This is a genomic window from Algibacter pectinivorans, from assembly GCF_900112595.1.
GTDB classification, from domain to species: Bacteria; Bacteroidota; Bacteroidia; order Flavobacteriales; family Flavobacteriaceae; genus Algibacter_B; species Algibacter_B pectinivorans.
Genome location: NZ_FOMI01000002.1, coordinates 354,948 through 378,380 on the forward strand (window position 1 = coordinate 354,948; position 23,433 = coordinate 378,380).

At 34.6% G+C, this 23,433-nt stretch carries 27 protein-coding genes and 1 tRNA gene; 15 read left to right on the plus strand and 13 right to left on the minus strand.

The annotated features are described in order from the left end of the window. Positions 1–4 precede the first annotated feature (4 nt). Complete coding sequence (locus BMY96_RS04225) at positions 5–742, minus strand: prolipoprotein diacylglyceryl transferase (protein WP_092849496.1); 738 nt, start codon at positions 740–742, stop codon at positions 5–7. Positions 743–801: 59 nt separating this feature from the next. Here BMY96_RS04225 and BMY96_RS04230 point away from each other — a divergent pair, with 59 nt between their 5' ends. From BMY96_RS04230 to dusB, 3 genes are all read left to right on the plus strand, one after another. Continuing rightward, on the plus strand, positions 802–1,935 hold the full coding sequence (locus BMY96_RS04230; protein WP_092849878.1) for a T9SS type A sorting domain-containing protein: 1,134 nt from the start codon (positions 802–804) through the stop codon (positions 1,933–1,935). A gap of 70 nt (positions 1,936–2,005) precedes the next feature. Continuing rightward, complete coding sequence (locus tag BMY96_RS04235) at positions 2,006–2,656, plus strand: hypothetical protein (RefSeq protein WP_092849879.1); 651 nt, start codon at positions 2,006–2,008, stop codon at positions 2,654–2,656. A 4-nt stretch (positions 2,657–2,660) separates the two neighbouring features. Then, positions 2,661–3,656: a tRNA dihydrouridine synthase DusB gene (dusB, locus tag BMY96_RS04240; RefSeq protein WP_092849498.1), complete on the plus strand. Its 996-nt coding sequence runs from the start codon at positions 2,661–2,663 to the stop codon at positions 3,654–3,656. 144 nt (positions 3,657–3,800) lie between these two features. On the opposite strand, the gene BMY96_RS04245 is transcribed toward dusB, so the two are convergent. The 3 genes from BMY96_RS04245 to rbfA form a co-directional block, all read right to left on the minus strand. Continuing rightward, positions 3,801–4,535 carry an SDR family oxidoreductase gene (locus tag BMY96_RS04245; protein ID WP_092849500.1) on the minus strand — a complete coding sequence of 245 codons (735 nt, stop codon included), beginning with the start codon at positions 4,533–4,535 and terminating at the stop codon, positions 3,801–3,803. A 162-nt stretch (positions 4,536–4,697) separates the two neighbouring features. After that, positions 4,698–5,903, minus strand: coding sequence for an ABC transporter permease (locus BMY96_RS04250; protein WP_092849502.1), 1,206 nt, complete (start codon positions 5,901–5,903; stop codon positions 4,698–4,700). Positions 5,904–5,974: 71 nt separating this feature from the next. Next, positions 5,975–6,379, minus strand: coding sequence for a 30S ribosome-binding factor RbfA (rbfA, locus tag BMY96_RS04255; protein WP_092849504.1), 405 nt, complete (start codon positions 6,377–6,379; stop codon positions 5,975–5,977). Positions 6,380–6,575: 196 nt separating this feature from the next. Here rbfA and mce point away from each other — a divergent pair, with 196 nt between their 5' ends. The 3 genes from mce (at position 6,576) to BMY96_RS04270 (ending at position 7,804) form a co-directional block, all read left to right on the plus strand. Continuing rightward, positions 6,576–6,980: a methylmalonyl-CoA epimerase gene (gene mce / locus BMY96_RS04260; protein WP_092849506.1), complete on the plus strand. Its 405-nt coding sequence runs from the start codon at positions 6,576–6,578 to the stop codon at positions 6,978–6,980. A 49-nt stretch (positions 6,981–7,029) separates the two neighbouring features. Further along, positions 7,030–7,103, plus strand: a tRNA-Ile gene (locus BMY96_RS04265). A 494-nt stretch (positions 7,104–7,597) separates the two neighbouring features. After that, positions 7,598–7,804, plus strand: coding sequence for a hypothetical protein (locus BMY96_RS04270; protein WP_092849508.1), 207 nt, complete (start codon positions 7,598–7,600; stop codon positions 7,802–7,804). 7 nt (positions 7,805–7,811) lie between these two features. On the opposite strand, the gene BMY96_RS04275 is transcribed toward BMY96_RS04270, so the two are convergent. Further along, positions 7,812–8,402, minus strand: coding sequence for a riboflavin synthase (locus BMY96_RS04275; protein WP_092849510.1), 591 nt, complete (start codon positions 8,400–8,402; stop codon positions 7,812–7,814). A gap of 76 nt (positions 8,403–8,478) precedes the next feature. Here BMY96_RS04275 and pdxA point away from each other — a divergent pair, with 76 nt between their 5' ends. From pdxA to BMY96_RS04310, 7 genes are all read left to right on the plus strand, one after another. Then, on the plus strand, positions 8,479–9,531 hold the full coding sequence (pdxA, locus tag BMY96_RS04280; RefSeq protein ID WP_092849512.1) for a 4-hydroxythreonine-4-phosphate dehydrogenase PdxA: 1,053 nt from the start codon (positions 8,479–8,481) through the stop codon (positions 9,529–9,531). A gap of 125 nt (positions 9,532–9,656) precedes the next feature. After that, a complete protein-coding gene (locus BMY96_RS04285; protein WP_092849514.1) occupies positions 9,657–10,196 on the plus strand; it encodes a YceD family protein in 540 nt (179 codons plus the stop codon). A gap of 9 nt (positions 10,197–10,205) precedes the next feature. After that, positions 10,206–10,409, plus strand: a complete 204-nt coding sequence (gene rpmF / locus BMY96_RS04290) for a 50S ribosomal protein L32 (RefSeq protein ID WP_092849516.1) — start codon at positions 10,206–10,208, stop codon at positions 10,407–10,409. A 182-nt stretch (positions 10,410–10,591) separates the two neighbouring features. Further along, positions 10,592–11,590, plus strand: a complete 999-nt coding sequence (locus BMY96_RS04295; RefSeq protein WP_092849518.1) for a beta-ketoacyl-ACP synthase III — start codon at positions 10,592–10,594, stop codon at positions 11,588–11,590. Positions 11,591–11,615: 25 nt separating this feature from the next. Further along, positions 11,616–12,098, plus strand: coding sequence for an acetyl-CoA carboxylase biotin carboxyl carrier protein (accB, locus tag BMY96_RS04300; RefSeq protein ID WP_092849520.1), 483 nt, complete (start codon positions 11,616–11,618; stop codon positions 12,096–12,098). Between the two features lie 85 nt (positions 12,099–12,183). Beyond that, positions 12,184–13,536 carry an acetyl-CoA carboxylase biotin carboxylase subunit gene (gene accC / locus BMY96_RS04305; protein ID WP_092849522.1) on the plus strand — a complete coding sequence of 451 codons (1,353 nt, stop codon included), beginning with the start codon at positions 12,184–12,186 and terminating at the stop codon, positions 13,534–13,536. 251 nt (positions 13,537–13,787) lie between these two features. Next, positions 13,788–14,543, plus strand: coding sequence for a UDP-2,3-diacylglucosamine diphosphatase (locus tag BMY96_RS04310; RefSeq protein ID WP_092849525.1), 756 nt, complete (start codon positions 13,788–13,790; stop codon positions 14,541–14,543). 1 nt (position 14,544) lies between these two features. On the opposite strand, the gene BMY96_RS04315 is transcribed toward BMY96_RS04310, so the two are convergent. The 8 genes from BMY96_RS04315 to BMY96_RS04350 all read right to left on the minus strand — a co-directional run bounded on the left by BMY96_RS04315 (position 14,545) and on the right by BMY96_RS04350 (position 21,520). Continuing rightward, on the minus strand, positions 14,545–15,198 hold the full coding sequence (locus tag BMY96_RS04315; RefSeq protein WP_092849527.1) for a peptidoglycan-binding domain-containing protein: 654 nt from the start codon (positions 15,196–15,198) through the stop codon (positions 14,545–14,547). 45 nt (positions 15,199–15,243) lie between these two features. Next, positions 15,244–16,512 carry an MFS transporter gene (locus tag BMY96_RS04320; protein ID WP_092849529.1) on the minus strand — a complete coding sequence of 423 codons (1,269 nt, stop codon included), beginning with the start codon at positions 16,510–16,512 and terminating at the stop codon, positions 15,244–15,246. A 19-nt stretch (positions 16,513–16,531) separates the two neighbouring features. After that, a complete protein-coding gene (gene recJ, locus BMY96_RS04325) occupies positions 16,532–18,232 on the minus strand; it encodes a single-stranded-DNA-specific exonuclease RecJ (RefSeq protein ID WP_092849531.1) in 1,701 nt (566 codons plus the stop codon). Positions 18,233–18,280: 48 nt separating this feature from the next. After that, positions 18,281–18,703 (minus strand): OsmC family protein, encoded by a 423-nt coding sequence (locus BMY96_RS04330; RefSeq protein ID WP_092849881.1) that lies wholly within the window; start codon positions 18,701–18,703, stop codon positions 18,281–18,283. Between the two features lie 293 nt (positions 18,704–18,996). Beyond that, entirely contained in the window at positions 18,997–19,575 is a 579-nt protein-coding gene (locus BMY96_RS04335; RefSeq protein WP_092849534.1) for a uracil-DNA glycosylase family protein, read from the minus strand. A 45-nt stretch (positions 19,576–19,620) separates the two neighbouring features. Beyond that, on the minus strand, positions 19,621–19,965 hold the full coding sequence (locus BMY96_RS04340) for a HopJ type III effector protein (protein ID WP_092849536.1): 345 nt from the start codon (positions 19,963–19,965) through the stop codon (positions 19,621–19,623). A 15-nt stretch (positions 19,966–19,980) separates the two neighbouring features. Next, the gene (rsmI, locus tag BMY96_RS04345; RefSeq protein ID WP_092849538.1) at positions 19,981–20,655 is read right to left on the minus strand and encodes a 16S rRNA (cytidine(1402)-2'-O)-methyltransferase; all 675 of its coding nucleotides are present in this window, start codon (positions 20,653–20,655) and stop codon (positions 19,981–19,983) included. Between the two features lie 103 nt (positions 20,656–20,758). Next, positions 20,759–21,520, minus strand: a complete 762-nt coding sequence (locus tag BMY96_RS04350; protein ID WP_092849540.1) for a DUF8457 domain-containing protein — start codon at positions 21,518–21,520, stop codon at positions 20,759–20,761. Positions 21,521–21,628: 108 nt separating this feature from the next. Between BMY96_RS04350 and BMY96_RS04355 the strand changes: the two genes are divergently transcribed. Together BMY96_RS04355 and alr are read left to right on the plus strand one after the other, a co-directional pair. After that, positions 21,629–22,276, plus strand: a complete 648-nt coding sequence (locus BMY96_RS04355) for a thymidine kinase (protein WP_092849542.1) — start codon at positions 21,629–21,631, stop codon at positions 22,274–22,276. Then, on the plus strand, positions 22,269–23,375 hold the full coding sequence (alr, locus tag BMY96_RS04360; protein ID WP_092849544.1) for an alanine racemase: 1,107 nt from the start codon (positions 22,269–22,271) through the stop codon (positions 23,373–23,375). Before BMY96_RS04355 ends, alr begins: the two co-directional genes overlap by 8 nt. The last annotated feature ends 58 nt before the right edge of the window (positions 23,376–23,433 follow it).

The following is a 23,433-nucleotide window of genomic DNA, read 5'->3' on the forward strand; positions in this document are numbered from 1 at the left end:
TCTCTCAGCTAAATTTAGCTTTAACGATGGTATTCCTGTAATACAGCAAACAAATTATGCATAATATTTGAATTATACTTAATCCAAATACATAGAACACATTGGGTTTTAAAAACTCAATAAAAAACCTAAAGGAGAAATATAGAATCATAAACCATTTAAAAAGGTCGCCATTTTTTAGCTTTTCTGTTTTCTGTACATGTTTTAAGCTAATAAATAATACGACTAAAAACAACAGTTCGTATAAAGAGGTAGGATGCCTAAGCAAGCCGTCGCCTAAATCCATTCCTAAAAATGTAGTTGTTTGTTTGCCATAAGTAAACTCATTTATTCCAGATAAAAAACAGCCAACTCTACCAATAAAAATGCCTAGAATAATGGGAAACGTAAACAAATCGCCCGACGATTCCGTTTCGCCAATTCGTTTTTTAGCAAACTCAACACCTAACAAACCACCAAATAAACCGCCCATTATGGTTTTAGTGTTTAATAACTGTATTACATTTTCTTGCGAAAATTCAATCATTGGGTTTTCTAAAAAACCAACCAATCGGGAGCCAATTAAAGCCCCTAAAGCAGCGCCAAGTATAATAGATAGCCTATTATTGCTCGAAATTACATCGTTACTTTTTCGTCTTAAAAACACATAGTACCTAAATGCTATAAAAAAGGCGAGGTATTCTAAAACCAAATGTACATTTATGTTATAACCAAACAGTTGTGGCTCGAAAGGGATTTGCAAAAGCTTAATTTTTTATAAATATATGCGATTTTATGGTACATTTGGAACTTTTAAGACCTATGAAAGCTATAATTTTAATACCCTTTTTTATTTTAAACGTTTTTGGAGCTTTTGCGCAAATAAGCAATGTTCAAGAAGAATTTTTACTGCCTGCTAGTTTATCTGAATCTTCGGGTATTATCTATTTTAACAATAAATTAATTACGCATAACGATTCTGGAGGCGAAAACAAGCTTTACGAAGTAGATGTTAATACCCAGCAAATTAGCAGAGCGGTTACCATAAGTAACGCTACAAATGCAGATTGGGAAGATATAACCCAAGACGATACATCCATTTTTATTGGCGACATAGGTAATAATAACGGCAACCGAACCAATTTAAAAATCTATAAAATTAGTAAAGCAGATTATACCGCTTCTACAACGGTTACTGCCGAAATAATAGCATATAGCTATGCCGATCAAACCGATTTTACAGCAAACCCTAATAACAATATTTGGGACGCCGAAGCATTGGTGTCTTACAACGCCGATAATTTAATGTTGTTTACAAAAAATTGGGTAGATGGTGTAACCAAGGCTTATATAATACCTAAGCTCCCGGGTTCGCATTCGGTAAGTCCACAAGCTACAACCTTAAATAGTAACGGACTTATTACCGGTGGAACCTATAATCCATTAACGGAAAAATTATATTTGGTTGGCTACACCGAAGCCTTATTTCCTTTTGTTTGGCAGTGTGAGGGTTTTTCTCAAGCAGATGTGTTTTCTGGAACAAACTTTCAAACACAACTATCCTCTTTAGGTCAAGAACAAGCTGAGGCTATCACATTTATAGACGAAAACAGTTATTATTTAACTTCGGAATCTTTTTCTCAAACTTTTGGTGGTTTTACATTTGCAGACGATGCTAAACTCATTTCATTTTCAACTAACGATGAGGCTTTGTCCAATACCAAAAACTCAACCAGCACGGTAGTTTCGTTATACCCTAATCCAGCAACAAATGTTTTAAATCTTGACACTAACAACGCATTTTTGTCGGTCGAAATTTTTAATTCGCAGTTCAAAACGCTTTATCAAGGTCAAGAAGCGAAAATTAACGTGGCCGCATTTAGTCCAGGTCTTTATTTTGTAAAAGTGCAATTAAACACCAATTTGTTTGTGGTTAAAAAGTTTGTAAAGCAATAGGTATTTGCCTTGGTTGTGTTGTTTTAATACTTCATTGTATATTTGTGCCCAATTAATGTATTTAAAAGTTATGTTTAAAAAATCGCTAGCACTCCTTTTGGTGCTTTTTGTAATGTGTTCTTGCTGGAAAGATAAAAGTCCAGAAGATTTAATTCGTTTAAAAGACAAGTTTAAATCGCAAGTATCAACATTCGAGAGTAAAAAGGAAGTTGCTAATAAAAATGTAACTAAAGGATTAACATCTTTAGGCGCATTAAAAGCAGCTTTAGAAGATGCAAAAAACGAAGACAGAGAGTTTGCAAAAGTTTATGGCGATTGGGAAAAAGTAAACAAACGCGTAAATAATTTAAACAAGGAGTATGAGGATTTAAAAACCAAAGCAGCAAACCTTTTTACTGCCATGGAAACCCAAACCAATAGTTTAAGCGACCAGAAAAGCAGAACCACGCTTTTAAAAGCCATAAACAAAGCAAAAACAAAGTATAACGGTACATTGGCAAATACGGCCGATGCCATTGGCAAACTACGCCTTTTACATAACGATGCTGTGGAGGTTGTAAAAGCGCTTGAGGTTGCTGCAGCTTTAAATTCGTTCGATTCTATAAACGGACAAATGAAAAGCATTGAAGACCGTGTAGATGGTATTATGCAAGAGCTAAACTTAGCTGTTGTAGAAAGCAAAAAGCTTTACGAGAAAAAAATAACAGAATTAAGCGAATAATATTTTGGTAAAGATAGACAACATAGAACTTCCGGATTTTCCATTGCTTTTAGCGCCCATGGAAGATGTTAGCGATCCACCATTTCGCGCATTGTGCAAAGAACAAGGTGCCGATGTGGTGTATACCGAGTTTGTATCTAGCGAAGGCTTAATACGTAACGCAGCAAAAAGCGTTATGAAACTCGATATTTACGAAAAAGAGCGTCCGGTAGGCATCCAAATTTTTGGAGCTAACCTAGATAGTATGTTACAAACCATCGATATTGTTGCCGAGTCTAAACCAGATATTATCGATATTAATTTTGGTTGTCCCGTTAAAAAAGTAGTAAGTAAAGGCGCAGGCGCAGGTATTTTAAAAGATGTCTGTTTAATGGAGCAACTAACTGCCGAAATGGTAAAACGCACCAACATTCCAATAACGGTAAAAACCAGATTAGGTTGGGACGATAACTCTATACGCATTGTTGAAGTTGCAGAGCGCTTGCAAGATGTAGGCTGTAAAGCCATAGCCATACATGGCAGGACGCGTGCACAAATGTATAAAGGCGATGCCAACTGGAAACCCATTGCACAAGTAAAAAACAATCCACGCATGCACATTCCAGTGTTTGGAAATGGCGATGTTACAAGTCCGGAGCGCGCCATGGAAATGCGAGACGATTACGGGTTAGATGGCTGTATGATTGGGCGAGCAACTATTGGAAACCCTTGGTTTTTTAAGCAAGTAAAACACTTTTTTAAAACAGGCGAGCATTTAGCACCCATTTCATTAGAAGAACGCGTAGAGGCGGCTCGTCGTCATTTGCAAATGTCTATCGACTGGAAAGGCGAAGTTTTAGGCGTTTTCGAAACCCGACGCCACTACACCAACTACTTTAAAGGCATACCACATTTTAAGGAATACCGCATGAAAATGGTAACTTCGGATCATTCCGAAGATGTTTTTGCAGCCTTCGATGAGGTACTAGAAAAATTTGCAGGCCACCAATTTACCGAGTAGTTTGTTTCTATTTATGGCAAATGGCAAGCCACCGCGCTATCCGCTATACCTGCCTGCCGGAAGGCAGGTCTTTTTTTGCCATTTATGGCAGCAAAAAAAGGATGCCGCTACTATCGCTTTTGCACCAATCTGCTAAAGTAGTTTTTAAACCATAGCGCCGTTTGCACCAATAACCTGTCCAGAAATCCATTTCGATTCATCACTGGCTAAAAACACAACCACATTGGCAATATCAATAGGTTTTGCAAGCCTATTAAAAGCGTTCATGCTACTTAATCTATCAATAACTTCATCCGATTTCCCTTTTAAAAACAACTCCGTTTCGGTAGGACCAGGAGCAATGGCGTTTACCGAAATGCCGCGGCCAATTTCTTTAGAGAATACACGTGTCATTTGTTCCACAGCAGCTTTAGTTGCAGAGTAAATACCATAGGTAGGAAACATTAACTTTGCCGTACTAGATGATATGTTAATAATGTTTCCGTTGTCTTCCAATTTGCTGTCTGCCTCTTGTAACATGTTAAAAACACCACGTACATTAACATCAAATTGGTTTGTAAAATCTTCCTGAGTGTTATCCTTAATTAATTTAGATATCATAATACCAGCATTATTAACCAAAACATCAACCTTACCATAGGTTTCTATAGCTTTGTCAAATAAATGGGTAACATCTGCCTTAATACTAACATCTGCTTTAATAGCAACAGCTGAACCACCATTTTTTATAATGGTATTTACGGTGTTTTGGGCTTCTTTTTCGCTATTAGAGTGGTTAACTATAACTTTAGCTCCGTTTTTCGCTAATTGAGTAGCAATCGCTTTACCAATACCTTTCGATGCGCCTGTAACAATAATTACTTTATTATTTAAGCTCATAAGTTTACGTGTTTAGGGTTTAAAAAAAACATTTTGGTTTCGTGTATTTAAAGTATAAAAAAAACACCAAACACCATGCTGTTTTAGTTGATTTAACTCTTTTTTAATAGATTGACTAACAATTGTTTAGGGTTGTAAAAAAAGGCTAGGTGAGTATAGCTGTTAAAAACCTTTAACAAGGCTTTTTGTAATTCGCGCAGATGCAATTTTTGAGGCTACCACACCTAAAACAGAAATGGTTAGAAACACTAAAATAATGTTTTCAAACTTTATGGTAACAGGGTAAGCTAGCGTTGGGGTAATCATAACTAAACTAAATGCTTTTTGTAAACCTGTAATTATAAGCGCTAAAATTAAACCAATAATACCACCTACAATACTCATTAAACTACCTTGGTAAAAAAATATTTTCTTAATGTCTTTAACTGTGGCGCCTATGTTAAATAAGGTATTTAAGCTGCGTTTTTTGTCCAGCATCATCATAATTAAGGACCCAATTACGTTAAAAAAGGCAATTATCAATACAAGTGTAAAAATGAGATAAACGGCCAAATTTTCGGTGTTTAACATTTTATATAGGGCGTCGTTTAATTGCGCTCTGTTTTTTAAAATAACTTTGTCGCCTAAAATAGCTTTTATTTTAGCTTTGGCTTGGGTTTCATCTACACCAGACTTTAACCTAAACTCTAAATCTGTAATTTGGTTTGGTTTGTAATTTAGTAAGTTTATCACTAAATCTATAGGCGCATAAACGTATGCATCGTTTAACTGCTCGTTTATATTAAACACACCCACGCTAATAGCTTTTACAGTGTTAAATGCATTTTTAGTAGATGTTATTTGCGATTTTCCGGGCTTAGGAACATAAACCGAAATGGGTTTGCTAAAATCTAATACACCTAAAGATAAACTATTGGAAATGCCCCAGCCTAAAACAAGCTGATTTGATTTTTGCTCAAACCAACTACCATGATCTAAGGTGGAGTCTATAGCCACCACATCTTGATAATGTTCATCGACACCCTTAATAACCGCAAAGGTGTTTTTATCATCAACAGTTAAAAAAACGCGTTCTTCTATAATTTTAGAGTAGCTAGCAATATCTGTTAAAGCGTCGAGTTTTAGGGTTTCTTCTTCTGTTAGTATAAACGATTTTCCTAGTGTGGTTTCAGCTTTTAAATCTGGATCCACTTGGCTCGTAAACTGTAATGTAAAATCTTTTAATCCTGCAAAGCCAGAGAGTACAACAAATAAGGATGCAGACCCTAAAATAACCCCAATAATAGCAATGTAAGTTATAAAGTTTATCGCGTTATTAGAGCTCTTAGAGCGCAGGTAGCGTTTGGCTATGTACAGTGAAACATTCATAACTGTAATATTATGATTTTTTAATTACAAAATGAGTGTTAATACAAACCATTAAAAAGGTAATATATAGCTTATTTCTTTTTTCGTTTTTCTAAAATAGAAGGGTCTTTAATTGGGTTTTCTTTTCCTTTTAAAGATTTTTCTATCTGGTCTATATATTCTAAAGAGTCGTCAATAAAAAATTCTAAATTAGGCATACGGCGCAGTTGGTGTCTGGTACGTTGCGCTAATTCATGTCGAATGGCAGGTGTGTTAAATTTAATACCTTCAAGTAATTCTTTAGCTTTATCATTAGGAAAAATGCTTAAATAAACTTTTGCAACGCCCAAATCTACAGTAACTTTTACTTTCGATACAGAAATTAAAACACCTCGCATACCGCCTTCTGTGGCAGCTCTTTGTAATACATCAACCAAATCGGTTTGTAATACAGACCCTATTTTCTTTTGTCTTTGACTTTCTTCTATGTCGCTCATTATTTAATACCTGTTAAAGGTTTAGATTGCAAAAATAACGGTTATTTAAAGATTATGTTACTTTTAGTGCGCTATTTTCGTATTTTGATATGGATATTAGGTTGAAGTTAGAGGTTTTCCTTTTTTTAAGTTAATAACAAAAAGATTATTTTTAAAAGATTTCTGCCTTCATGGAAATGAAGAAAATCAATTTACAATGAATAAAATAGAACATATAGGAATAGCCGTAAAAAATCTTAAAGATTCAAATGATTTGTTTTCGAAACTATTTGGAAAACCACATTATAAAACCGAAGAAGTAAAAAGTGAAGGTGTAAACACCTCTTTTTTTAAGGTTGGCGAAAATAAAATTGAATTATTAGAGGCTACTAAAAAAGACAGCGCTATTGCAAAATTTTTAGAAAAAAAAGGCGAAGGCATTCATCATATTGCTTTCGATGTTGATGATATAGTGTCTGAAATTAAGCGACTTAAACAAGAAGGTTTTACAGTGTTAAACGAAACACCAAAGCAAGGTGCCGATAATAAATTGGTAGCTTTTTTACACCCAAAAACTGCAAACGGAGTATTAATTGAGTTGTGTCAAGAGATAAAGCAATAATTTTTCTTGCTAACAATTAAAATAAGTAGTAATATTGCACTCCAATTTCGGTCCTATAGCTCAGTTGGTTAGAGCACCTGACTCATAATCAGGTGGTCCATGGTTCGAGTCCATGTGGGACCACTTAGAAATTGTAAAGCCTTTCATGTATTTTGAAAGGCTTTTTTTGTTTTAGTATAACTGTATATAAACTATTTGTACTTCTTATTATTTCTAGCTTTTTTGTTAGAACATGGGTATTCTTTTTTCAACAATACCAGAGGATAAAATATTTCCACTATTTAAGCGTTAAAAGGAAATGAAATCGTGTTAGTGTGCTTATAAGTTGTTTTTAGCTAACCTAAATAAAATAGGGTATTTACCGTCACCAAATGATTTGAATACTAAGGGTATAATATTCTTTTTGGTTTACCTTAAAATACATATATTTACGCTGTAAATAAAAAGAGAGAGAAACTATTTATTTAATATGTTCGCGATGTTCTTACAGAATGTTAATGAAAATACTGAGAAAACAGGCGTTTCATCGATGTTTTTAGTGTTTTCGTGGATGTTTTTAAGTTAATTCAACGAAATATATTTTGATAGCACTCTTTTTTTTATACATTTGCAACCCAATGATAATACAAAATAAAAGAATTTTTGCCTCAATCTTATTTGTATTAATAAGTTTTGTTTGTGCAGCTCAGTCCGTTCCAGAGCCTCCAGTTCCAGGACCGCCACCACCAGTAGGTCTTCCTATTGATGGAGGAATCTTTGTAGGAGTAGTTTTTGCCTTAATATATGGTGGTAAAAAACTTTTGTCTTCTAGTAGACGTGGCTAAATAGCTGTTATTTGTTTAAGCTAACAAGCTTTGCAACGTATTTTCCTAAAACATCAAACTCTAAGTTTACAAGCGTTCCAATTTTAAAAGTGTTAAAATTTGTATGCTCATAAGTGTATGGTATTATAGCCACACTAAAAGTATCTTTTTTAGAGTTTACTACAGTTAAACTTGTACCGTTAACCGTTATCGACCCTTTTTCAATAGTAATATTGTTTAATCCACTATCATATTTAAATGTAAATACCCAGCTACCATTCTCTTCTTTAATTGCTATGCATTCGGCTGTTTGATCTACATGGCCCTGTACAATATGGCCATCTAACCTATCGCCAAGTTTCATAGCGCGTTCAAGATTTACCTTATCATTTACTTTAAGCGTTCCAATACTTGTTTTGTCAAGCGTTTCTTTTATTGCTGTTACCGTATATTCGTCGTTGTTTATTTTTACCACGGTTAAGCAAACCCCATTATGAGCCACGCTTTGGTCTATTTTAAGTTCAGGAGTAATGGTGCTTTTTATCGTTATATGAAGGTTTTCCAATTCGGTTTTTAAATCTGAAACCACACCAATATTTTCAATAATTCCTGTAAACATAGTATTGTTTGTTTATTTGGTTAAATTTGCGCTTGTATAAGAATTTCAAAATTACAAACAAAAGTTGTCATTTCTAATGAACGAAGAAGAAAATATAATTGTAGGTATATCTATAGGTGACTTAAATGGAATTGGCGGTGAAATTATTTTAAAAACTTTCGAAGACCCAAGGTTTTTAGATTTTTGCACACCCGTAATTTTTGCTTCGGCAAAAGCTATGACTTTTTTTAAATCGCATTTTAAGTCGGAAATTAATTTCAATATAATAAACAGTATTAGTCAAATAGTTCATAATAAAGTGAATGTTCTTAATTGTTGGAAAGAGCCTGTTAAAATAGAATTTGGAAAAGAAGATATTAAAATCGGAAATTTTGCCATTAAATCTTTAGAAGCAGCAACAAAGGCCTTGAAAGAAAATGACATTCATGTTTTGGTAACGGCTCCTATTAACAAACATAATATACAGTCTGAAGATTTTAAATTCCCTGGACACACAGATTATTTAGCGCAGGAACTAGAAGGCGAAAGTTTAATGTTTATGATTACAGATACGCTTAGGGTTGGTTTATTAACCGATCATGTACCTGTTAAAGATGTAGCTACTCATATAACTCCAGAATTAATTGAGCAAAAAATTAGTACAGTTTATAATTCGCTTAAAAAAGATTTTAAAATAGAAAGACCAAAAATTGCTGTTTTGGGTATAAACCCGCATACGGGAGATAATGGTGTAATAGGTACCGAAGATGACGATGTGCTAAGACCAACATTAAAAAAAATAAAGGATACAGGTAAATTAGTTTACGGTCCTTATGCTGCCGATAGTTTTTTTGGATCTAACAATTACAAGAATTTTGATGCCATTATTGCATCGTACCACGATCAAGGTTTAATACCGTTTAAAACGCTGTCTTTTGGTCAAGGTGTTAACTATACTGCCGGATTAAGCAAGGTACGAACATCGCCAGATCACGGTACAGCCTACGAAATAGCAGGTAAAGGAGTAGCCGACGAAAATTCATTTAAGGAAGCAGTATTTAGTGCCATTAGTATTTATAGAAACAGGACGAGTTATGAACAACTCACTGCAAATCCACTAAAGAAAGCCCCTAGAAAAGTACATCGTTAATTGGTTGATTATTAGTTTAAAAGTTAATAAAAAGAGCGCTGTAAAAACATAATTAAAAAAATGTTGATAACTCGTGCTAGGTAAATAAAAATTTATATATTTGCAGGCTCAAAATAGATGCGGTTATGAAGCTATTAAAAGAGTTTACAATCCCGTTTGTAGGATTAAAGGTAGGAAAACATCATTTTGAGTACAAAGTTGAGCAAGCGTTCTTTGAACATTTTGAGTATGAAGATTTTAATGACGTAAACATAAATGTTGATCTTGTTTTAGATAAAAAGTCAACATTATTAGAGTTACATTTTAAAATTTCTGGATGGGTTAATATAAACTGCGATTTAACAAACGAGCCGTTTAATCAACCTGTAGAAAATGAATTTGACTTGGTTGTTAAGTTTGGCGATGAGTATAACGATGAAAATATTGATATTTTAATTTTACCTCATGGTACTTACGAAGTTAACATCCAGCAGTATATTTATGAATTAATTATACTTGCTGTACCAATAAAAAGAATTCATCCAGGAGTTGAAGATGGTACGTTAGATTCTGAAATACTTGATAAGTTAGAAGAATTAAGCCCAAAGCTTAAAGAGAAAAAAGAAAAAGAAGAGGATATCGATCCTCGTTGGAATACATTAAAGAAATTATTAACGGATAAATAAACATATAAAATGGCACATCCTAAAAGAAAAATCTCGAAAACAAGAAGAGATAAAAGAAGAACACATTACAAAGCAACTGCGCCACAGATTGCTACATGCCCAACAACAGGTGAGGCTCATTTATATCACAGAGCGCACTGGCATGAAGGAAAATTATACTACAGAGGTCAAGTGTTAATTGACAATTCTTCAGAAATTGAAAACGTAGCATAATTATATTATGCATGCATATATAAAACGCTCATTTATGAGCGTTTTTTTTATGAAATACTTTTTCTAAATCACAAAAACGCGTAATTTGTATATTATTAGGCCAAAATTTAGTAGTTTTCATGAAATATTGGGCGGTTTTGTCCGAATTTTAGCCATTTTTTGGTCAAACAAACTTAAAAGGTATGAGTAAAATTTCAGCAGCCATTACAGCTGTAGGCGCTTATGTGCCAGAATATGTATTAACCAATCAAATTCTTGAAACTATGGTTGATACAAATGACGAATGGATTACCTCTAGAACAGGGATTAAAGAACGTCGCATTCTTAAAGATGACGGAAAGGGAACATCGTACCTAGCTATAAAAGCGGCACAAGACTTAATTAATAAAAAAGGGTTAGACCCAAAAGAAATAGAGCTGGTTATTGTTGCAACTGCAACACCCGATATGAAAGCCGCATCGACAGCATCTTATACGGCTTCAGAAATTGGAGCAACAAATGCTTTTTCTTTTGATATGGATGCTGCATGTTCAAGCTTTTTATTTGGTATGTCTGTAGCTGCAGGCTATATTGAATCTGGTCGCTATAAAAACGTATTGCTAATTGGAGCCGATAAAATGTCTTCTATAATTAATTATAAAGACAGAGCAACATGTATTATTTTTGGCGACGGAGCAGGAGCAGTTTTATTCGAAGCTAACACCGAAAACTTAGGACTTCAAGATGAGTATTTGAGAAGTGATGGTACAGGAAGAGAATTTTTACAAGCCACTTATGGGGGCTCATCTTTTAAATTAACAGCCGAAATTCTAGAACAAGGCGGCCAATATGCTTTTCAAGAAGGACGAACAGTATTTAAAAATGCGGTATTTAATATGGCTGATGCTGCCGCTAAAATTCTAGAGCGAAATAATTTAACAAAAGATTCTGTGGATTGGTTGGCTGCCCATCAAGCAAATAAGCGTATAATTGATGCTACGGCACAACGAATTGAACTAGAGGATAGTAAGGTGATGATGAACATACAAAAATATGGAAATACAACATCTGCTACTTTGCCTTTACTTATAAATGATTACGAATCGCAACTTAAAAAAGGAGATAATGTTATATTTGCAGCTTTTGGAGGAGGATTCAATTGGGGAGCCATTTATTTAAAATGGGCCTATAATTCAAAATAATAACCACTAACTAATTAGTAATAATATGGATATTAAAGAGATTCAAAACTTAATTAAATTTGTTGCCAAATCTGGTGCAAGTGAGGTTAAACTAGAAATGGACGATATAAAAATCACCATTAGAACAGGATCAGATTCAGATACTACAATCGTACATCAGGTTCCTGCAGCTCAACTACAACCACAACCCGTTATTTCTGCAGCACCAGTTACCGAAGCACCAGCTCCAGCAGCAGCAGCAGCTCCTGCAGCTTCAGAAGACTCAAAATATATTACAATCAAATCACCTATAATTGGTACTTTTTATAGAAAACCAGCTCCAGATAAACCTTTATTTGTAGAGGTAGGTCAAACTATTGGAGAAGGTGATGTACTTTGCGTTATTGAAGCCATGAAACTGTTCAACGAAATTGAATCTGAAGTTTCAGGAAAAATAGTTAAAATTTTAGTAGACGATTCTTCTCCGGTAGAATTCGATCAACCATTATTTTTAGTAGACCCATCATAACCTATTAAAAATTCCAATAAACAAATCTCTAAATCCAATATTTGGAATTTGGCGGTTGGAATTTGTAATTTTTAATTTAAAAGGTATGTTTAAAAAAATATTAATAGCCAATAGAGGAGAAATAGCACTTCGTGTTATTAGAACCTGTAAAGAAATGGGCATAAAAACGGTGGCAGTATACTCTACAGCCGACGAATCTAGTTTGCATGTTAAATTTGCCGACGAAGCCGTTTGTATAGGACCACCAGCAAGTAGTGAGTCGTATTTAAAAATGTCTAATATTATATCTGCAGCAGAAATTACCAATGCAGATGCCATTCATCCAGGTTATGGATTCCTATCAGAAAACGCTAAATTTTCAAAAATTTGTGAAGAGCACGGTATAAAATTTATCGGAGCATCTCCAGAAATGATTGATAGAATGGGAGATAAGGCAAATGCCAAAGAAACCATGAAAGCTGCCGGAGTACCATGTGTACCAGGTAGTGATGGCGTAATCAAAGATTTCGAAGAATGTAAAAAATTAGCCGAGGAAACCGGCTATCCAGTTATGCTTAAAGCTTCTGCCGGTGGTGGAGGTAAAGGTATGCGTGGTGTTTTTAAACCAGAAAATCTTAAAGACGCTTGGGATTCTGCAAGACAAGAATCTAAAGCAGCCTTTGGAAACGACGATATGTATATGGAAAAGCTTATTGAAGAGCCAAGACATATCGAAATTCAAATTGTAGGCGATTCTAACGGAAAAGCCTGTCATTTATCAGAAAGAGATTGCTCTGTACAACGTCGTCACCAAAAATTAACTGAAGAAGTACCATCGCCATTCATGACTACGGCACTTCGTAAAAAAATGGGTGAAGCAGCAGTAAAAGCAGCAGAATATATTAAGTATGAAGGGGCAGGAACAGTGGAGTTTTTAGTTGATAAACACCGTAATTTCTACTTTATGGAAATGAATACACGTATCCAAGTAGAGCACCCAATTACGGAGCAAGTTATCGATTTCGATTTAATTCGCGAGCAAATTCTTGTAGCCGCTGGCGTGCCAATTTCGGGTAAAAACTATACGCCAAAACTGCATTCTATCGAATGTAGAATTAATGCCGAAGATCCGTTTAATGATTTCAGACCATCACCAGGTATGATAACAACATTACACGCTCCAGGAGGTCATGGTGTACGTTTAGATACACATGTTTACGCAGGATATGCCATTCCGCCAAACTACGATTCTATGATTGCGAAGTTAATTACAACAGCGCAAACTAGAGAAGAAGCCATTAATAAAATGAAACGTGCTTTAGACGAGTTCGTTATAGAAGGCATTAAAACAACTATTCCATTCCATAGACAATTAATGGATCATCCAGATTATATATCAGGAAACTATACCACTAAGTTTATGGAAGATTTTGTAATGGAAAAGCAAGTTGAAGAATAAATAAATGAAACTCCGGAAGTAATTCCGGAGTTTTTTTGTTCCAACCTTTATATTTACTCTATGTTTATACTTGATAACACACCTTGTTTTCGATACTATTTTTATTTTTTATTTTAGTAGAATTATTTGATTTACTACACAAAACTTAATACTCGAACACTATATAACTTTTTTGTACTTATAAATTTGAGTAATTTTCAAAATATTAAAATCAAATAATCTAGCATGCTCAGGAATTAGTATATTTACGCATGCAAATTCCAAAAGGGAAAAAAATATATTTCGCCTCAGATAATCATTTAGGTGCACCAACCAAAGCGGCTTCTTTTCCTCGCGAAAAAAAGTTTGTAGCTTGGTTAGACGAAGTTAAACACGATGCTGCAGCCATATTTCTTTTAGGCGATTTATTCGATTTCTGGATGGAGTTTAAAACCGTAATACCAAAAGGCTTTACAAGAACCTTTGGTAAACTTGCCGAAATTAGCGATTCTGGAATTCCTATTTACTATTTTGTGGGTAATCATGACCTTTGGATGAATGGCTATTTTGAAGAAGAACTAAATATACCCGTATACCATAAACCAAAAGAATTCACCTTTAACAACAAAACCTTTTTTATAGGTCATGGCGATGGTTTAGGCCCTGGAGACAAAGGCTATAAACGTATGAAAAAGGTATTTACAAACCCATTTTGTAAATGGCTGTTTAGGTGGTTGCACCCAGATTTAGGCGTACGAATGGCACAACACTTATCGGTAAAAAACAAACTTATTTCTGGCGACGACGATGCAAAATTTCTTGGTGAGGATAACGAATGGCTCGTGCAATACTGCAAAAGAAAACTAGAAGACAAACATCGCGATTTTTTTGTATTTGGTCACAGACATTTACCTTTAAATATCGACCTTAACGATACGTCAAAATATATTAACCTAGGCGATTGGATTCAGTATTACACCTATGGCGTTTTCGATGGCGAAAACATGGAACTTAAAGAGTATAAGTAAGCTATTTCAATAAAGCTTCAAAGGTTAATAAATCTACTTTACCATCAGGAAACAGTCCGTTTTTTTCTTCAAACGATAAAATCGCATCTCGTGTAATGGTTTTGTATAAGCCATCAACAGGAATATCAAAACCGTTTTTTACCAATAGCTTTTGAAGTTCATAAACGAAAACACTTTTTTGCCCAACCCTTAACTCAGAGATATTATCATTAAAAAGGGCTATTAATTTACTTTGTACTTTTTCTTTTTCAAATTCAGCTATACTGATACCTTTGGTTTCTAACAACTTAATATTAGCATTGGTTAAGCCACTATCTTTTAAAGTTTTAGATTTTACTAATTGATCTTCATAAAACTTTACAGCACCCAGTTTGTCTGTATATTTAGAAATAGCCGCTAATTCCTCTTCATCATCACTATCCGAGTTTCTTACATCTATGCCATTTGCACTCCATTGCGTAATTACATGTCCATTTAAATCTTCAACGGCCTTGTAATAATTCAATAAAAAAGACCTGTCATGGTAATTTAAATCAATATTTTTATTTGTAACATACTCATACTCTGGAGGCGTAAAACGCTTGTGTTCCTTATAGATATTGTAACCTATAGCCAACACAATAATAACCAGTAAAAATATGATAATCTGTTTCATTTTTTATCTTCGTTTTGTTAGCGTAAATATAATTAAAGAAAATAACTATAGTAATGTTTTATTTTCCTCTATATCGGCAGTTAAATCTAAATCTCGCAGTACAGGGTTTTTTATTCCAATGGCGATAACAGTAATCAAGGTCATAATACCACCAAAAACTACAGCAGCAACGGGCCCCATTAATTTAGCGGCCACACCACTTTCAACCGCTCCCAATTCATTAGAAGACCCTACAAACATAGAATTGACCGAAGACACTCGACCACGCATTTCGTCTGGCGTTTTTAACTGTAATATAGTTTGACGAATTACCATAGAAATGCCATCGGCTGCACCACTAATAAACAACATTAAAACACTTACCCAAAAAACAGACGACAAGCCAAAACCTATCATGCTTAAACCAAATATAAAAATTGAAACAAGCAGTTTTTTACCCGTATTTTTACTTATAGGAATGTAGGTAGTAACAAACATGGTAATAATGCTTCCGAAAGATATTGATGCATTTAAAATACCTAAACCTTGGCTTCCTACCTTTAAAACATCTTGTGCAAAAATGACTAATATGGCAACAGTACCACCAAATAACACCGCAATCATATCTAAAGATAAAGCGCCTAGTATCGCTTTGTTATGAAATACAAATAAAATACCCGCCTTTAAACTTTCTTTTACCGGTTCTCCAATTTTCTTATTTAAAATAGGCTTCCTTTTTATTAAAAAAGTTAATAAAAACGCAATAACTACTAAAATAAATACAACACATAGGGTATTTGGAACACCCATCCAACTAATAAAAAACCCTCCAAAAAGCGCACCTAAAACCGCTGCCGTTTTCCAGGTACTCGTGCTCCATGTGGCCGCATTAGGATGTATGTTTTTAGGAACAATTAAAGCTATTAAAGAGAAAATAACAGGCCCAAAGAAGGAGCGCAAAAACCCACCAAAAAACACAAGTGCATAAATTGAATATAAAATATAGTTTGTGGACCAAGTCGTTATTACCATATTGGTTGTTAATAAAAAAAGGCCTAAACTAATTAGAGAAAAAGCAGCTATACAAACCGCTAATAGGTTTCGTTTCTCTTTTTGATCTACAATATGACCAGAAAATGGCGCCATAAAAAAAGCTGGAATAAACTCGCAAGCTCCTATTAAGGCTAAACTCCAAGGGTCCTTTGTTAAGCTATATACTTGCCACTCTATTACAATAAATTGCATAGACCAACCAAAAACTAAAAACAATCGAAGCAATAAAAATATATTAAACTCCTTTATGCGTAGTGCCGCATAGGGGTCGGTTTTAGCCATAATTAAGTTTTAAAATCTATTACTTTTGCTTCTTAATATCTTTTAACTTTAGCTGTAAACTAATGTTACCGTTCCATTCGTTTTCATCAATAGAGTACGCAGCACGAAATAATTTACCATCGGTAATTTTATTAAGTTTTTTACCTAACCCAAAACCAATACCTACTATTTTAGTTCCCGATTTTGGTTGTGTAGCTGTTAAACGTAAATGGGTTTTATCTGCACCAACACATTTACCATAGCCTGTATCTTTTACATTATTGCTCATAAAAACCGGAGTCATATTACTAGGCCCAAATGGTGCAAATTGTTTTAAAATTCTATAGAACTTAGGCGTAATATCGTCTAAATCAATTTGAGCATCGATTTTAATTTCAGGAGTCAATAAATCTCTATCTATGGTTTTAGAAACCTCTTCTTCAAAAGCTTTTTTAAAGGCTTCGTAATTTTCTGGTTCTAGCGTTAAACCGGCGGCATATTTATGTCCTCCAAACTGCTCAATATGTTCCTTACAATTTCCTAAAGCATTATAAATATCAAACCCTTTTACAGATCGTGCAGAGGCAGCCAATTTATTTCCACTTTTTGTAAATACTAGCGTTGGTCTGTAATACGTTTCTATTAATCGAGAAGCCACAATACCAATAACGCCTTTATGCCAATCTTCATTAAAAACAACAGTAGTAAGGCGGTTCTGTTCTTTTTGTTCTTCAATTTGTTTAAGAGCTTCTTCTGTAATGCGTTTGTCCGTTTCACGTCTATCTAAATTATACTCATTAATTTCGGCAGCGTACTTTTTAGCCATATCAGGCTCCTCTTCAGATAATAATGTTACCGCATAATTACCATGTTTCATACGGCCTGCTGCATTAATTCTGGGCGCTACAATAAACACTACATCGGTAATAGTTAAGGTGGTTTTTTCTACTTGGTCTAAAATGGCTTTTATACCAGACCTAGGGTTTGTATTTATTACTATTAAACCAAAGTAAGCCAAAACTCTATTTTCGCCATCAATAGGAACAATATCTGCTCCAATAGCTGTAGCTACCAAATCTAAATACTCGGTTAAATCTTCGGCCGTTTTACCTTCTTTGGACGCTAAGGCTTGAATTAATTTAAAACCCACACCGCAACCACACAACTCTTTAAAAGGATAGTTACAATCTTCGCGTTTAGGATCTAATACAGCTGTGGCATCTGGAATTTGGTCACCTGGTCTATGATGGTCGCAAATAATAAAATCTATACCTAGTGTTTTAGCATGTGCTACTTTATCAATAGATTTTATACCACAATCTAAAGCTATAATAAGTGAAAAATCGTTCTCTAAAGCAAAATTTATTCCTTTGTAGGAAATACCGTATCCTTCGTCATACCTATTAGGAATGTATGTGTACACTAAATTATGTTTCGTTTTTAAGTACGAAGACATTAGAGCTACAGACGTGGTGCCATCTACATCGTAATCGCCATAAACCAAAATGTTTTCTTTATTAGCAATAGCAAGTTCAATACGTGTAACAGCCTTATCCATATCTTTCATTAAGAATGGATCGTGTAAATCGTTTAAACTTGGTCTGAAAAAACGCTTAGCATCCTCATAATTATCAACACCTCTATGAACTAATAACTTTGCCGTAATAGCATCTACTTGAAGCGCTTTTTGCAAAGCTTCAACTTTTTCTTTTGGAGGTTCTGTTTTTAATGTCCAGCGCATTGAGAGATAGCAATTTTGTTATAAAAAGTAAACGTTAATAGTTTCTTTTTATGCTTTATGAAAGTGTGTTTCTATAGTTAATTCTGCGAATTGACGAAACATTTCCATAACGCCACAATATTTCTCGATGGATAAATCTACAGCACGCTGTAGTTTTTTCTCGTTTAGATTGTTTCCATAAAAATGAAAATGCATGGCTACTTTATCGTAATACTTTGGGTGCTCATCGGTTAAATTTGCTTCGGTTTCAATTTTAAAAGTATCAACCTCTAGCTTCATTTTTTTAATTAATGCTGCTACATCCAAACCAGAACAACCTGCCAATCCCGATAGCATTAAAGCTTTTGGTCTATACCCTTCGCCTTTGCCTCCGCTTTCTTCTCCTGCATCAATAAATAAGTTATGTCCTGATGGGTTTGTACTTTCAAACCTCATATCTCCTAACCATGTTGTGGTAACCTCAACTGCCATTTTTAAATTGTATTTTTTGTTTTGTGTAAGTACCAAAAATACTACATAAAAACCTAAAACAACAATCTAAACTTTTAAAATCATGTTTTATATAGCCTCTAAAAAGCTAAAACCTTAATCTTAAAAATGCTACTTTAGTAATTTACGGAAAGAACACTATATTAACTTTGTGTAAAGTAAATAGGTATATTGTTTGCGAAATATCTGTTCTTAGGGGTCTATATTTAAGACAAATGTATGGTATGCTAACTCTAAGTAATAGTATTATAAGATTGTTATAAGTGTTAGTTGTTTTAACTAGTAATCAACAATTTTTTAACCCTTTCCCTCAACACCGGCAAAACCTCAACCTCAAACCAAGGATTTTTAGTTAGCCAAAACCTGTTTCTAGGCGAAGGATGCGGCAACGGCAAATATTTGGGCAGGTAGTCTTGAAAATTATCTACAGTTTCTGTTAAGGTTTTTTTAGCTCCTTTGCCTAAGTAATATTTTTGAGCATACATACCAATTAAAATAACGAGTTCTACATTTTTAAGCTCGTTAAGTAGCGCTTTATGCCATTGTGGTGCACATTCTGGTCGCGGTGGTAAATCGCCCGTTTTTCCTTTTCCGGGATAACAAAACCCCATAGGAATTATGGCAAACTTGGTTTCATCATAAAAATCTTTAGTTGAAACATTAAGCCATTTACGCAATTGTTTACCACTAGCATCGTCCCAAGGAATTCCCGAAGCATGCACTTTGGTTCCGGGAGCTTGACCAATAATTACAATTTTAGATTCTGGATGTGCAGAAACCACAGGTCGTGGGCCTAAAGCTAAATGCTCTGCACAAATAGTACATTGTTTTATATTATCGAGTAAATCTTGCATTTAGCTTTAGCTCCTAGAACTCATTAAAAATTCTAATTGTTAGTTTTATTTTTCGGTTAACGGATTCTCTTCAAAACTTAAACCATTAAAACCGGTATTCATAAAATTTCTTATGTTTTGGTGTCCCGTTCCATTAGGGTCTTTTAAAACCTCATCAAAATAATACTGCCCAAAACAGGCTAATGTTTCGTCTTTTGAAAAGCCTTGCGCTTTAGCAAAAGCAAATAATTTACAAGAGCCCGAATTTTGCCCTTCGGCATTTTCTAGAGTTCCGTTTTTAAATGCTGTAGGCTCAAATTTGTAATTTTCTTCAATAACGCTCATGGTTTCGGTGAACGCTATGGCGGTTGGGTTTTCTTTTAATTTCTTCTTGAACGATTCTAAATTCATTGTGATACTTTAATTCTATTTAACTTTTCCTCCAACAATAACAACAATTTCGCCTTTTGGAGGTTTATTGGTATAATATTCTAATACTTCTTTGGCTGTACCTCGAATGGTTTCTTCAAATAGTTTTGTTAATTCTCTCGATACCGATACTTGTCTATCTTCTCCAAAATACTCGCAAAAATGCCCTAAGGTTTTTACTAGTTTATGCGGACTTTCGTAAAAAATCATAGTTCTAGTTTCTTCTGCTAAAAGCAATAGCCGTGTTTGCCTCCCTTTTTTAACAGGTAAAAAACCTTCAAACACAAACTTATCGTTTGGCAATCCAGAATTTACCAATGCCGGCACAAATGCTGTGGCTCCGGGTAAGCAATCTACCTCTATACCGTTTTCAATACAGGCTCGTGATAATAAAAATCCAGGGTCTGAAATGGCTGGTGTTCCCGCATCGCTAATTAGTGCCACGGTAGTTCCGCTTTTTATTTTTTGAATGATACTTTCAACCGTTTTATGCTCATTATGCATATGGTGCGACTGCATGTGAGTTGAAATTTCGAAATGTTTTAAGAGTTTTCCTGAGGTTCTGGTGTCTTCGGCTAGAATTAAATCGACATCTTTTAGAACTTCAAGCGCCCTTAAGGTGATGTCTTTTAAATTTCCAATGGGTGTTGGAACTATATATAGTTTACTCATGTGTTAGTGATTGAAATGGTTAGCTTTTGGCGAGGCGCGCATCGAGCCAAAACTATGAATGAAAAGCACGACCGCGCTTTTTTTGCGCGGTAACACCCAAATATTAATTAAACTTTGCTTCTATAATGTGCATAAAACGGGCTTCGAACTCCTCTTTTCCTTCCCAATTATTATAATCTGGTTTAACCATTTGTACAATAAAGTTTTTGGCATTTTCATAGGTTATAAATGTATTTAATTGCGACAAAACACGATCGTAATCTTCACTTTTACCATCAAATAAGTGCTTAATAAATGCAATTTTATCATTTAACCCAATGTTTAACCCGCCAACTTTAAGCTTATCATTCAAGGATTTTTTTCCATTAGGTGGTACGCCATTTTGAGAATTAGAAACAGGCTCAAAAACAGGAATATCTCCAAACCCTGCAGTAATATCTTCTATGTTTTGTTGTTTTTCTGGGGTTTTAGGTACAAAAATATCCTCTTCGGCTGCCGCATTAGCTTGTTCGGCCTCTTCGGTTTCTTCTGGCATAAAAGCAACCATATCTTTAATTTTATTCATTACAGGCTCCATAATATCATCTTCTTCAACAGCATCGAGGTTTACATAAATTTTATCTTCAACTTCTATATTATCGCTTACTTTATTGTTGAAAGCCGTGTCTAACATACCAAAAAAGGACGAATCGTTGCCAATGGTTGGCAAATCGCCTTCAAAATTTTCGTGTGCAAATTTCATAACCGAAAGCTTCTCATAAAGCGCAGAAACCTCAGCATGCATTTTTAAAACATCTTCTTTACCTTTTAATTTAAGAATCCTGTGTGCTATACTAACGAGTTCAGATTCAACCTTCTTCTTCATTGTTTATAAATTTTAAATTATTGCACTTTAGCCTTTTGTTTTTTTAATAAATTTACGTCACCTTTATACAAATGATAATCGACTACGAATTAGTGTTAAAATTACGAAATGTTTCTTGAAAATACAGTAAATCATAAAGAACAATTTGGATGGATAGAAGTAATCTGCGGCTCTATGTTTTCTGGAAAAACCGAAGAACTTATTCGTAGACTTAAACGGGCTCAATTTGCAAGGCAAAAAGTAGAGATCTTTAAACCTGCAATTGATGTGCGCTATGATGAAGACATGGTGGTCTCGCATGATGCTAACGAAATACGCTCTACACCAGTGCCTGCAGCAGCCAACATTCCTATTTTGGCCGATGGCTGCGATGTTGTTGGTATTGATGAAGCCCAATTTTTCGATGATGAAATTGTACGTGTTTGCAACGACTTAGCAAATAAAGGCATTCGTGTAATTGTAGCTGGCTTAGACATGGATTTTAAAGGCAACCCATTTGGCCCAATGCCTAATTTAATGGCCACTGCCGAGTATGTTACCAAAGTACATGCCGTTTGTACTAGAACCGGCAATTTAGCCCAGTATAGTTACAGAAAAAATCAAAATGAAAATCTTGTTTTACTTGGCGAGGTTAATGAGTACGAGCCTTTAAGCAGAGCAGCATATTACAAAGCCATGTTACGCGAAAAGGTAAAAAACATGAAGGTTAATGAGGTTGAAGAAGTAAACACTAAACCAAAAAACTCCGATGCCTAAAGCACAAGAAACAGTGCTTGAAATAGATTTAAAAGCGCTAAAACAGAACTTTAACCACCTAAAATCTAAGCTACAACCTAACACCAAATTTTTAGCCGTTGTAAAGGCTTTTGCCTATGGTAGTGATGCCTGCGAAATAGCCAATTATTTACAAGGTTTAAACGCAGACTATTTTGCTGTAGCCTATATTAACGAGGGTATTACCCTGCGAAAAGCTGGTATTACCAAGCCTATTTTGGTGCTGCATCCGCAATCTGTAAACTTTAAAGCCTTATTAAATTATAACTTAGAGCCTAGTTTATATAACACCAAAATTTTAAACGAATTTATAGGGTTCGCTTACGCGGAAAAACAAACTAAGTATCCCATTCATATTAAATTTAATACAGGATTAAACCGCTTAGGGTTTTCAGAACACGAAGTTAACTCTATAGTTATTAAAGTTAAAGAAACGGAGGCTGTACATGTTACATCGCTATTTTCTCATTTGGCTGCTAGCGAAGATTTAAACGAAAAAGAATTCTCTTTAAACCAAATAAAAACCTTTAAAACCATTGCTGAAGGGTTTACAAAAAAGATAGGTTACCAACCTATACTGCATATGTGTAATACTTCGGGCATACTAAATTACCCCGAGGCGCATTTTGATATGGTTAGAAGCGGTATTGGATTATATGGCTTTGGCAATTCTGTAAAAGAAAACCAGCACTTAACGCCAATTGCCACTTTAAAAACAATTATTTCTCAAATTCATACCATTAATAAAGGCGACTCGGTCGGCTATAATAGGGCGTATAAAAGTGAAGGTGTTTTAAAAACAGCTACACTTCCTATTGGTCATGCCGATGGTATTGGAAGACCTTACGGTAACGAAAAGGGTTTTGTAAGCATAAATGGACAAAAAGCACCTATTATAGGTAATGTTTGTATGGATATGATTATGGTTAATATCACTCATATTGAATGTAATGAGGGCGACGAGGTTATTGTTTTTGGTAAACACGCCACCGCCGAAAACCTTGCTGCTAGTGCCAATACCATCTCTTACGAGCTTGTAACCTCCATTTCGCAACGTGTAAAACGTCTAATTATAAATTAATCAAATAGAAGATTAAACATTTTGTGACTTTTTATGTAAATTGTGTCCTATTAAATAC